This window comes from Phocaeicola faecium (assembly GCF_014837055.1).
GTDB classification, from domain to species: Bacteria; Bacteroidota; Bacteroidia; order Bacteroidales; family Bacteroidaceae; genus Phocaeicola; species Phocaeicola gallinarum.
Genome location: NZ_JACSPQ010000001.1, coordinates 1,215,228 through 1,227,302 on the forward strand (window position 1 = coordinate 1,215,228; position 12,075 = coordinate 1,227,302).

Annotated in this window: 12 protein-coding genes; 11 read left to right on the forward strand and 1 reads right to left on the reverse strand. The window is 45.8% G+C overall.

The window, feature by feature from the left end:
• The first annotated feature begins 154 nt into the window (after window positions 1-154).
• The 6 genes from H9626_RS05270 to mnmA all read left to right on the forward strand — a co-directional run bounded on the left by H9626_RS05270 (window position 155) and on the right by mnmA (window position 5,801).
• The gene (locus H9626_RS05270; protein WP_178256034.1) at window positions 155-967 is read left to right on the forward strand and encodes a helix-turn-helix domain-containing protein; all 813 of its coding nucleotides are present in this window, start codon (window positions 155-157) and stop codon (window positions 965-967) included.
• 404 nt (window positions 968-1,371) lie between these two features.
• The gene (locus H9626_RS05275) at window positions 1,372-2,043 is read left to right on the forward strand and encodes a RibD family protein (protein ID WP_191709785.1); all 672 of its coding nucleotides are present in this window, start codon (window positions 1,372-1,374) and stop codon (window positions 2,041-2,043) included.
• A gap of 60 nt (window positions 2,044-2,103) precedes the next feature.
• Window positions 2,104-2,718, forward strand: coding sequence for a flavodoxin family protein (locus H9626_RS05280; RefSeq protein ID WP_191709786.1), 615 nt, complete (start codon window positions 2,104-2,106; stop codon window positions 2,716-2,718).
• 15 nt (window positions 2,719-2,733) lie between these two features.
• Window positions 2,734-3,810, forward strand: coding sequence for an alpha/beta hydrolase (locus H9626_RS05285; RefSeq protein WP_191709787.1), 1,077 nt, complete (start codon window positions 2,734-2,736; stop codon window positions 3,808-3,810).
• A gap of 6 nt (window positions 3,811-3,816) precedes the next feature.
• Entirely contained in the window at window positions 3,817-4,644 is an 828-nt protein-coding gene (locus H9626_RS05290; protein WP_191709788.1) for an aldo/keto reductase, read from the forward strand.
• 95 nt (window positions 4,645-4,739) lie between these two features.
• Window positions 4,740-5,801 (forward strand): tRNA 2-thiouridine(34) synthase MnmA, encoded by a 1,062-nt coding sequence (mnmA, locus tag H9626_RS05295; RefSeq protein ID WP_191709789.1) that lies wholly within the window; start codon window positions 4,740-4,742, stop codon window positions 5,799-5,801.
• A 26-nt stretch (window positions 5,802-5,827) separates the two neighbouring features.
• On the opposite strand, the gene H9626_RS05300 is transcribed toward mnmA, so the two are convergent.
• The gene (locus H9626_RS05300) at window positions 5,828-6,427 is read right to left on the reverse strand and encodes a MarC family protein (RefSeq protein WP_178255993.1); all 600 of its coding nucleotides are present in this window, start codon (window positions 6,425-6,427) and stop codon (window positions 5,828-5,830) included.
• A gap of 187 nt (window positions 6,428-6,614) precedes the next feature.
• Between H9626_RS05300 and H9626_RS05305 the strand changes: the two genes are divergently transcribed.
• The 5 genes from H9626_RS05305 (at window position 6,615) to H9626_RS05325 (ending at window position 11,975) form a co-directional block, all read left to right on the forward strand.
• The gene (locus tag H9626_RS05305; protein ID WP_178255992.1) at window positions 6,615-7,313 is read left to right on the forward strand and encodes a Crp/Fnr family transcriptional regulator; all 699 of its coding nucleotides are present in this window, start codon (window positions 6,615-6,617) and stop codon (window positions 7,311-7,313) included.
• Between the two features lie 61 nt (window positions 7,314-7,374).
• Window positions 7,375-9,414: a M3 family metallopeptidase gene (locus H9626_RS05310; RefSeq protein WP_191709790.1), complete on the forward strand. Its 2,040-nt coding sequence runs from the start codon at window positions 7,375-7,377 to the stop codon at window positions 9,412-9,414.
• Window positions 9,415-9,424: 10 nt separating this feature from the next.
• Entirely contained in the window at window positions 9,425-9,886 is a 462-nt protein-coding gene (locus tag H9626_RS05315) for a DUF4847 family protein (protein WP_178255990.1), read from the forward strand.
• A 3-nt stretch (window positions 9,887-9,889) separates the two neighbouring features.
• Window positions 9,890-10,330, forward strand: a complete 441-nt coding sequence (locus H9626_RS05320) for a dCMP deaminase family protein (RefSeq protein ID WP_178255989.1) — start codon at window positions 9,890-9,892, stop codon at window positions 10,328-10,330.
• A 1-nt stretch (window position 10,331) separates the two neighbouring features.
• The gene (locus H9626_RS05325) at window positions 10,332-11,975 is read left to right on the forward strand and encodes a S41 family peptidase (protein ID WP_178256033.1); all 1,644 of its coding nucleotides are present in this window, start codon (window positions 10,332-10,334) and stop codon (window positions 11,973-11,975) included.
• Window positions 11,976-12,075: the final 100 nt, after the last annotated feature.

Below are 12,075 nucleotides of genomic sequence, written 5' to 3' on the forward strand. Positions count from 1 at the left end.
AAATCTTAAACACCGGCATACGTTCCGTAAACGAATGTAAAACCGTGAGCTTTTGAGAAAGATTCCACTTTCTTTCACTATCTTTGTCTGCCGTAAAACCATTAGTAATCAAGCCGACATGAAACAAACGCAAACCAATGAGCCAACCGACCCGATGAAGGTTATATTTAACTATAACAACGTGTTTTTCAGTTTCTTTTACGATGACAACAGCCTGTGTGTACACCGTTCGCGCGAGTTTGCCATGAATTATGTGTATTCCGGCGAAATGATTCTCGACAATGGGGGCGAGCCTATCCACGTGGGCAAGGGGGAATGTGTGTTCATCCCGCGCGACCATCATATCACGATGCGCAAACAGTCGTGTAACGGGGAGCGTTACTGCGGTATTTTCCTGAGTTTTACCCGCAACTTCCTGCGCGAGATGTACGGACGGTTTGAGCAATACCGCGTTCCGGCAGACACCCCCAAGCTCGATGCAGGAGTTATCAAACTGCCGAAAACCGCCGAAATAGCCAGCCTCTTTGCTTCGATGACTCCTTATTTCGACCCCGAAGTGAAGCCGCAAGATGATTTCATGCAGCTCAAGTTACAGGAAGGGTTGCTTGCCTTGCTTCATATCGACCGGCGTTTCGCTCCCACGCTCTTCGATTTCAACGAACCGTGGAAAATAGACATCATGGAGTTTATGAATCAGAACTATATGTATGAGTTCACGCTCGAAGACCTCGCCCACTACACAGGGCGCAGCCTTGCCACATTTAAGCGCGACTTTAAGAAGCTGAGCGACCTCACGCCCGAAAAGTGGCTGATACGCAAGCGGCTCGAAGTGGCATACGCGCTGATGAAGGAAGGCGGCAAGAAGATAGTCGACGTGTACGCCGAAGTGGGCTTCAAGAATCCGTCCCACTTTTCCACGGCATTCAAGCGGCAGTATGGCATCCCTCCCACCGCTGTCTCTGCCTAATATTCGTCTGATTATACATTTTCCTCATGGAAAAAAACAGAAAAGAGCCCACGTTTTTAAGAAGAAATTTTCCGCCAACATACCCCCGAGTAACGCTACCGTTAGCGTTACTCAGTCCATGCGGATGCGTTGACCATTTCTTCCCATAGTGTTGACGGGTTCTACCGTTAGCGTTTTCTAAGTCCCAAGCCAAACCGGAAAAGGCTTTAAATAAGCTCTTTACAATTTTAGAGGCTGTTTTAAATTTCCCAATAAAATAAGAGTTAAATTTAACAGGCTCTAAGGTATCTCCTTAATAAATGCGCCGTGAACTTTTCAGAAACATGCTTTTGAGCTTTTCAGTAACGTCTTTATCCGCATTTCGCCCTATCTTTGCTATCGTAATCGAAATAACATATTATCTTATGAAACCATATATTATTTGCCACATGATGGCATCTGTAGACGGTCGTATCGACTGCGACATGACCGAACGCATCGGCGGTAACGAGTATTACGATGCATTGGAACAGCTTCATTGCGATTCTGATATATCCGGACGGGTTACGATGCAGAAACATTTTGCCCTGCCCGAACTTTTCGAGGCTAAAGACTTTACTCCGATAGGCAAACCGTCATTTTACAAGGCGTGCGACGCTGAGGGATATACCATCGCTGTCGACTCGAAGGGACGGTTGCGCTGGCCTGCCAACTGTTCGGAAGGACGACCGCTGTTGGTCATCACGGGCGAAAATGCTCCGAAAGAGTATGCAGAGGCGTTGCGCCAACAGGGTATTTCGTGGATAGCCGCCGGAAAAGATGAAACCGACCTTACGCAAGCCGTAGAGATATTAAGCAAGGAGTTCGGCGTACAGAGGCTTGCCGTGGTAGGAGGCGGAATAATCAACGGGGCGTTCCTCAAAGCCGGACTGCTGGACGAGGTGAGTGTTGTAGTGGGTGCGGGAATTGATGGACGCAAAGGGATGACGGCTGTGTTCGACGGTATCGACGACCCTTCTTTCCCTACTACCATCTTAAAGCTGAACAGCGTAGAACGCATCGGCGATAACTCTGTCTGGCTGCGTTACTCTTTTTAGAAACAAAATATTTTTGGCTGCGTTATATATACACTTTAACCAACTAAAAGACATAACATCATGAAAGTATTATTAATCAATGGAAGTCCGCGCAAAGAGGGAAATACGTACCTCGCCTTGTCGGAAGTGGCATCGGCTTTACAGGCTAACGGAGTCGATACGGAAATCGTTTCTATCGGAGCAAAAGCGGTTCAGGGATGTATCGCTTGCGGACGGTGTGCTGAATTGGGACGGTGCGTATTCAAGGATGCACTTTACGAGAAAGTGAGGGCAGCGATAGAAACAGCGGACGCACTGGTGGTAGGCTCGCCGGTGTATTACGCCGGACCTAACGGCTCGCTGTGTGCCTTGCTCGACCGTTTGTTTTATTCTTCTTCGTCTTACCTGCAATACAAGCCTGCGGCAGCCGTGGCTGTCTGTCGGCGGGGCGGCGCAAGTGCCACGTTCGACCGCTTAAACAAGTATTTCACGATAACCAACATGCCCGTAGTGTCTTCTATCTACTGGAACAGCGTACACGGACGCACGCCCGGCGAAGCCTTGCAAGATGCCGAAGGGCTTCAGGTGATGCGGACGCTGGGGAACAACATGGCGTGGCTGCTGAAGAACCTGAAAAACGGAGGACAGCCCGTACCGGAAGCAGAACAGCGAATCATGACAAATTTTATCCGATAACATCAGTTTCAAGCCATGAAAAACATTATCTGTCAGTTACATATCATTCTACTGGCTGCCTGTATGTTTGGTTCAGGCAGCCTCAACGCTGAAAATAATCTTTCTAAAAATCATAGCACCATGAACGAGAATTTGAACTTAACACAAGAATGGGACAAAGTTTTCCCGCAGAGCGACAAAGTGAACCACTGCAAAGTTACCTTTCATAACCGCTATGGTATTACGCTGGCGGCAGACTTATACGTGCCCAAGAACGCAACGGGCAAACTGGCGGCTATCGCAGTCAGCGGCCCGTTCGGAGCTGTAAAAGAACAGGCTTCGGGACTGTATGCGCAAACACTGGCAGAACGCGGATTTCTGACTCTTGCATTCGACCCCTCGTACACCGGAGAAAGCAGCGGAGAGCCCCGTTATGTGGCTTCGCCCGACATCAATACCGAAGATTTTTGTGCAGCCGTCGATTACCTCTCTACCCGTGCTGACGTAGACCCCGAACGCATCGGAATCCTCGGTATTTGCGGATGGGGAGGCATGGCTATCAATGCGGCGGCAATCGACACGCGCATCAAAGCCACGGTAACAGCCACAATGTACGACATGAGCCGTGTAACGGCAAACGGCTATTTCGATGCTCTGGATGCCGACGGACGTTATGAACTGCGCAAACAACTGAACGCACAGCGCACGGAGGATTATAAAAACGGCACGTATGCTCTTGCCGGAGGTGTAGCAGACCCGCTGCCTGCCGATGCTCCCCAGTTTGTAAAAGACTACCATGCGTATTACAAAACGTCTCGCGGTTATCACAAACGTTCGTTGAATTCGAATGGCGGGTGGAACAAAACGTCGTCACTGTCGTTCCTCAATATGCCTATTCTGACGTACAGCGACGAAATCCGCAGCGCGGTACTGGTTATCCACGGCGAAAAGGCTCATTCGCGCTACTTCAGCGAAGATGCTTTCAAGAAACTGAAAGGCGACAACAAGGAGTTGCTTATCGTTCCGGAAGCCAACCATACCGACCTTTACGACAACCTTGACAAGATTCCGTTCGACAAAATCGAACAGTTCTATCACACTTACCTGAAATAGCGTAGTATGGAACGGACTATCACGTTTGCCGATGGAGTGAAGGTATGTACACTCGGACAAGGAACGTGGAAAATGGGACAATCAGCCTCACGGCGCAACGAAGAATTAAAAGCCTTGCGCCGGGGGCTTGACTTAGGGTTAAGCGTTATTGACACCGCAGAAATGTACGGCAATGAAGAGTTTGTAGGCGAAGCGATACGGGGACAGCGCGATAAAGCATTCATCGTGAGCAAGGTGCTGCCAAGTAATGCAAGTTATAAAGGTACGAAGCTGGCTTGCGAAAGAAGCCTCCGGAAATTGGGGATAGAATGTATCGACCTCTATCTGCTGCATTGGATAGGGCATCACCCTTTCGCAGAAACCGTACGCGCGATGGAAGAACTCCGGCAAGCAGGTAAAATAGCACGCTGGGGCATGAGCAATCTGGATGTAGCGGACATGGAACGGATTCTTTCGCTGCCGGGAGGAACGCATTGCGCTGCCAATCAAGTGCTTTATAACCTGAAAGAGTGGGGTGTAGAGTTTGACCTGCTTCCGTGGAGTATGCGTCATGCCATGCCCGTCATGGCATATACGCCCATCGGCGAAGGCAGTCTCCGGAATCACCCTCTTTTAAAACGGATAGCCCAAAAACACAACGCCACGCCTACGCAAATTGCCCTTGCATGGGTTATGCGCAATCCGGGGGTTATGGCTATCCCCAAAGCCTCCGGCATCGGACATGTGGAGGAAAATTTCCGCAGCCTTTCCATCTCGCTGTCGGAAGACGACTTGGATGAACTGGATTCGGTATTTCCTGCACCTCAACACAAAATTCCGCTGGCAGGATGGTGAAATAACAGATTAATGCCATTATACCTCAAATAAGGTATTCCAAAACCGGAAGAAAGGCTGTAACTTTGTGCGCAAAACTAAACGATTACAGACTTATGGAGATAGCTGCTTTAATTTCGGGAGGTGTAGACAGTGCCGTAAGTGTACACCTGCTTTGCGAACAAGGTTACAAGCCTCATCTTTTTTACATCAAAATAGGGATGGATACCGACGACGGACTAACCTGTACGGCGGAAGAAGACATCGAACTGGCAGAAGCCACTGCACGGAAATACGGGTTGGATTTTGACATCATCGACTTACAGAAAGAGTATTGGGAACGGGTGGTGGCTTATACCATCGATAAGGTGAAACAAGGACTTACTCCCAATCCCGATGTAATGTGTAACAAACTGATAAAATTCGGATGTTTTGAGGAAAAAGCGGGATATGCTTACGACAAGATTGTAACAGGGCATTACGCTTCGACCCGCATCATCGACGGACAGACGTGGCTGGCTACGGCAAAAGACCCGGTAAAAGACCAAACCGACTTCCTTGCCCAAATCGACTATTTACAGGTATCCAAACTTATGTTCCCGCTGGGAGAGTATATGAAAGAAGACGTGCGCCGGATAGCCAAAGAAGCCAAACTGCCCAGCGCACTGCGGAAAGACAGTCAGGGTATCTGCTTTTTAGGCAAGATAAACTACAACGACTTTATACGCCGGTTCTTGGGTGAGCAGACGGGAAAAATTATAGAAATAGAAAGCGGACGGATTATCGGCACGCACCGGGGCTTCTGGTTTCATACCATCGGACAGCGCAAAGGACTCGGACTGAGCGGAGGCCCGTGGTTTGTAATAGATAAAGATGTAGAGCAAAACATCGTTTATGTTTCACGGGGATATGACACCGAAAAGCAATATGGGAATACATTCCGGCTGGCAGGTTTTCATTTTATCACTGCCAATCCGTGGACAGAGGGAAAAGAAACCGAAATCCGTTTCAAGATACGCCATACCGACACGTTCGGCACGGGGTATATTGTGAAAGAGAACAATCATTACCTCGTAACAAGCAATGAAAAAATACAAGGCATAGCTCCGGGACAATTCGGGGTTATCTACGATAAAGACGCACAATTATGCATCGGCAGCGGAGAGATACGGCGATAAGCCTATCTCCCCGCTTTCCGTTTTGTTTATTTTACAGCTTGAAACTGCTCTATCAGTGAAGTAATGTTGGCTGTAAACAAGCGGGCAGCAATCGCCAACAAAATGATTCCGAAAAATTTGCGGATAATATAAATTCCTCCCTTACCTAAAAGCCGTTCCACACGGTCGGTCATCTTCAGAACAATAAATACCCACACCATATTCAGCGTTAAGCCTATCAGAATATTAAGAGTAGAATACTCGGCACGCAGCGAAAGCAATGTGGTAAACGAACCGGCACCCGCCAGCAAAGGAAACACCAACGGAACCAATGTCGCCTCTTTGATAGGACCCAAGTTCTTAAATATCTCTACATCGAGAATCATCTCAAGCGCCATCATAAATAAGATAAATGCACCCGCCACAGCGAAAGAAGCAATATCTACCTGAAACAAACGCAATATCATATCGCCCGCAAAAAAGAACGCCAACAATAAAGCGAAGGCTATCAACGTAGCTTTCATGGGATTTACCGAACGACCTTTCTGCTTTAAATCTAACACAATAGGAATTGCTCCTATAATATCAATGACAGCGAACAATACGATAAATGCACTCAGCATCTCTTGAAAGTCAAATCTTCCCATAAGCCTATAATTTTAGTTTCTAATGCAAAGTTATCGTTTTTTTATTCACCACACAATATTCCGGCAAACATTATCAGACTGTAAGAAACAATAAAAAAGTTAAAACAAAAAGAAGCATGATACAGGCTATCGAATTTAATCATTACTTTTGTTTGTTAATAAGGTAACTTAATAAAGTTAATAGAACATGGAAACGACAATGTACGATAAGCTTTTACAGCTCCCTCTCTTTCAAGGATTATGCAAGAGCGACTTTACCAACATTTTAGAGAAAGTTAAGTTGCATTTTCATAAATACAATAAAGGAAGCCGCGTAGTAAAACAAGGAGATACGTGTAATCAACTGATTTTTATCCTCGGCGGACAAATCATGTCTGAAGCAATCGATGAAGGACATTTGTATGTGCTAAACGAAATACTCGACAGTCCGAGTATCATAGAACCTTATTCGCTTTTCGGTATGCACACACATTATACGGCTTCTTATTGGGCTGCTACCGACATACACGTATTGAGCATCGATAAATCGTATATTCTTTCCCAACTGACAAAATATGAAATATTCAATCTGAATTATCTCAATATGCTCAGTAACCGTGCTCAAACGGTATATTACAAATTATGGAATACCCATATAGGCAATACACAAGAAAAAATAGCCAACTTCTTACAACTGAGATGCAGTGTTCCCATGGGCACCAAAACTCTGTCTATCAAAATGGAGGATTTGGCACAACTCATTGACGACACACGTATCAATGTATCGAAGATTTTAAATGACTGGCAAAATAAAAAACTGATAAAATTAAGCCGGAAAAAGATTATTATCAATGACCTCAAAGCATTGATAGAAAACATTGATTCCAATTCGCCAACCGAATTGTGATTGTTATCGAAAACGTTTTTTTAGTTACAACTGTTATATTTCGAGATAAAGAGAAACAAATATGACACAGAATCCATTTTTACATACTTACCATACCCCACATCAAACCACTCCGTTCAACCTCATCCAACTATCCGACTATGAGCCTGCCATCCGAGAAGGCATGAAAATAGAAGATGAAGAAATCAAAGCCATCACCGATAACCCGGAACCTCCCACGTTCAGTAATACAGTGTTGGCACTCGAACGGGCCGGACAATTACTTGATCGCGTTACAACCGTTTTATTTAATCTGATGAGTGCCGAAACTTGCGATGAAATGGAGGCTATTGCTGAAAAAATGATGCCCGAACTTTCGGAACACAGCAACAATATCAGCCTCAACGAAAAGTTGTTCGAACGAATCAAATGTGTATATACACAGCGAGAATCACTCAACCTCACTCCGGAAGAACGCCGATTGTTGGAGAAAACATACGATGGCTTCATACGTAACGGTGCGAACCTCTCGGATGCCGACAAAGAAACATTCCGTAAGTTAAGCATGGAGCTGAGTACGCTGACGCTTCGCTTTTCACAAAATCATCTGAAAGAAACCAATAAGTATGAACTGGTTTTAACCTCTGAGGCAGAACTGGAAGGATTACCGGAAAGCATTATAGAAGCTGCAGCTCATACGGCTAAAGAAAAAGGTAAAGAAGGGTGGATTATCACATTACAGGCTCCAAGCTATGTGCCTTTCATGAAATACAGCAGCAACCGAAACCTGCGTAAAGAACTGTATATGGCATATAATACCCAATGTACGCATCGTGACGAACTGGATAACACGGACATCGTGAAGCAGTTGGTTAACCTGCGCATGGAACTTGCACAACTGTTGGGATTTACCGATTATGCCGATTATGTTTTACGGAAACGCATGGCTGAAAACAGCGAGCATGTATACCAATTACTGAATCAGTTATTAGACGCTTACACACCCACAGCCCACAAGGAGGTAGCCGAAATCGAAGCATTGGCGCAAGAGATGGAAGGTAAAGATTTCCGACTCATGCCGTGGGACTTTTCTTACTATGCCGAAAAACTGAAGAACAAGAAATTCAATTTAGATGAAGAAGCCTTGCGCCCGTACTTCGAACTGAGTAAGGTGAAAGAGGGAGTATTCGGACTTGCCACGAGGCTGTATGGCATCACGTTCCGAGAGAATAAAGACATTCCGGTTTACCATCCCGACGTCCAAGCATACGAGGTATTCGATAAAGACGGAAGTTACCTTGCCGTACTTTACACCGATTTCCACCCGCGTGCAGGAAAACGTTCGGGAGCATGGATGACCGAATATAAAGAACAGTGGATAGACGAAAACGGAAATAACAGCCGGCCGCACGTATCGGTTACCATGAACTTCACCAAACCTACTGCCGAAAAACCGGCATTGCTGACGTTCTCTGAAGTTACCACTTTCCTGCATGAATTCGGACATGCTCTACACGGTATGTTTGCCAATACGCATTTCCAAAGCATGAGCGGAACAAACGTTTACTGGGATTTTGTTGAACTTCCCTCACAAATCATGGAAAACTTTGCGGTAGAAAAAGATTTTTTAAATACCTTTGCCCGTCATTATCAAACAAATGAGCCTATTCCGGAAGAGCTGGTTAAGCGAATTGTAGATGCTTCTAACTTTAATGTAGCTTATGCTTGCTTGCGCCAAGTCAGTTTCGGACTGTTGGATATGGCATGGTATACACGACGCACTGCTTTCGACGGGGATGTGAAAGAGTATGAAAAAGCATCATGGACACGTGCCCAAATTCTTCCGCAAATAGACGAAACGTGTATGAGTGTTCAGTTTGGTCACATTATGTCTGGAGGTTATTCTGCCGGATATTATAGCTATAAATGGGCTGAAGTGTTAGATGCTGACGCTTTCTCGGTATTTAAAGAAAAAGGGATATTCAATACGGAAGTGGCACAGTCGTTCCGCGACAATATTCTGTCGAAAGGGGGTACTGAACATCCCATGACGCTTTATAAGCGTTTCCGAGGACAAGAACCGACCATCGATGCACTGTTAATCAGAAACGGAATTAAATAACATACATTATATGAAACGACTTATATACTTGATACTTGTCGCCTTTCCTCTGATGTTCTGCGGCTGCCAAGACGACGATGTTTTTGAAATTTTTGCAAGCGGGCAATGGAGGGTGGTAAACTATTACGTAGAAGCTGATTGGAATGCAACTTACGACAATCATGCCAAAGCGCTTTATACTCCGACAAGTGATGAGTTGAGAAACCTCCAAGACTTTACGATTACTTTCAACGAAGACGGAAGTCTGACCGGCTATTTGGATAATCAGTCATTTACCGGGCGATGGTCTGCCAACCCCAAAGACCGCTCGGTTTCTATCACCCAACTAAGTGTTTCTTCGGCAAACCTTAGCGGTATGAGACGAGACTTTATACAAAAGTTAGAGAATGTGCGCTACTACCGGGGCGACAGCCGGACGCTGCAACTGGCTCCCGAATCAAGAAACAATTTCGTGCAATTTACACATTATTAATATATGGACACTTCTGAACATAAACAAGAAATACTTGACCGACGCTACATGCGCATGGCTTCCATCTGGGCGGAAAACTCTTACTGCACGCGCCGCAAGGTGGGAGCACTGATTGTGAAAGATAAAATGATTATCTCTGACGGTTATAACGGTACACCGTCGGGGTTTGAAAACGTATGCGAAGACGAGAACGGGCTTACAAAACCTTACGTGCTTCATGCCGAGGCAAACGCCATTACCAAAATAGCACGCTCAAGCAACAGCAGCGAAGGGGCTACCATGTATGTCACGGCATCGCCCTGTATCGAGTGTGCGAAACTGATTATCCAAGCGGGTATCAAGCGGGTGGTTTACGCAGAGAAATATCGGCTGGAAGACGGTTTGAATTTATTGAAACGTGCCAATATTGAAGTGGTTTACATTAATCCTAACGACGAAGAATAGCATTATGAAAAATAATACTCGATTTATCCCTTTCCTTTTAGCTATTTGCTTAGTGGCAGGTATCGGTATCGGTACATTTTACGCCAATCATTTTTCGGGAAACAAATTAGGCATCATCAACACATCGTCTAACAAACTGAATGCTTTGCTGCATATCATCGACGACCAGTATGTAGATACGGTAAAAGTCAATGATTTGGTGGAAGAAACCATGCCTTTGATACTTTCCGAGCTCGACCCGCACTCGTCTTACATCCCTGCCAAAGACCTTGAAGCTGTTAATTCGGAACTGAAGGGTAGCTTCAGCGGCATCGGAATCCAGTTTACCATTCAGGATGATACCATCCACATCAACAGTGTGATAAAGGGAGGTCCCTCGGAAAAAGTGGGACTGATGGCAGGCGACCGCATCGTGGAAGTGGACGACTCGGCTTTCGTGGGTAAAATAGTGACCAACTTCGAAGCAATGAAACGTCTGAAAGGCGAAAAAGGAAGCAAAGTGAAGTTAGGCATTTTCCGTCCCGGCGAAAAAGAAATACTTGATTTTACCGTCATACGCGGGGATATCCCTGTCAAGAGCATTGATGCCGCTTACATGATTAACGATAAATTCGGATATGTAAAGGTCAACAAGTTTGGAGAGACCACTTACCCCGAATTGCTGATAGCACTTGCCAAGCTGAACCAAGAAGACTGCAAAGGAATGATTATCGACCTGCGCGGAAATACCGGAGGTTATATGGCTGCTGCCATCCAGATGATTAACGAGTTCCTGCCCGGAAACCGACTGATAGTTTACACACAGGGACGCAAATCGCCACGCGAAAACTATACGTCGAACGGTTCGGGAAGCAGCCAGCAAATGCCGCTTATCGTGCTGATTGATGAGATTTCGGCATCGGCAAGCGAAATCTTTGCCGGAGCCATTCAAGACAATGACCGGGGTACGATTATCGGACGACGTTCGTTCGGGAAGGGACTGGTTCAACAGCCCATCGAGTTCAGCGACGGTTCTGCTATCCGACTGACCATCGCGCGTTACTACACCCCCTCCGGACGCTGCATCCAAAAGCCGTACGAAAAAGGCAAAGACGAAGAATATGAATTAGATTTGCTTACGCGCTACGAACACGGAGAGTTTTTCTCGGCAGACAGCATCAAGCAAAACGAAAACGAGGTTTACCATACCAGTTTAGGACGTCCGGTATACGGCGGAGGAGGCATCATGCCCGACATTTTTGTACCTCAAGACACTACGGACATGACTTCGTATTTCCGCATGGCGGCAAATCGCGGTTTGATTATCCGTTATAGTTTCGATTATACAGACCAAAACCGCAGCGATTTACTGCAATATGAAACGCCCGACCAATTAGTAGATTACCTGAAGACTCAAAAACTACTCAACAAATTTGCTGCATGGGCAGAGAAAAAAGGACTGAAACGCCGTAATAACCTGATGCAGAAATCTAAAAAATTATTTGAACTGAGCCTGTACGGAAACATTATCTATAACATGCTGGGAATGGAAGCCTATATACAATACCTGAACCAAACAGACAAAACGGTTTTAAAGGCATTGGAAGTGCTTGAAAAAGGAGAGTCGTTCCCGAAAGCTCCCGAAGAGACGGAAAGCCCCCAATAAGCCTTTCCGACATGCTTCTAAACTCTATGGGATGAAACGTCTGACACAAGCCGATGCGTTCAGTAACATATCGGCTTGTGTCAGTTAACACATGCGGATA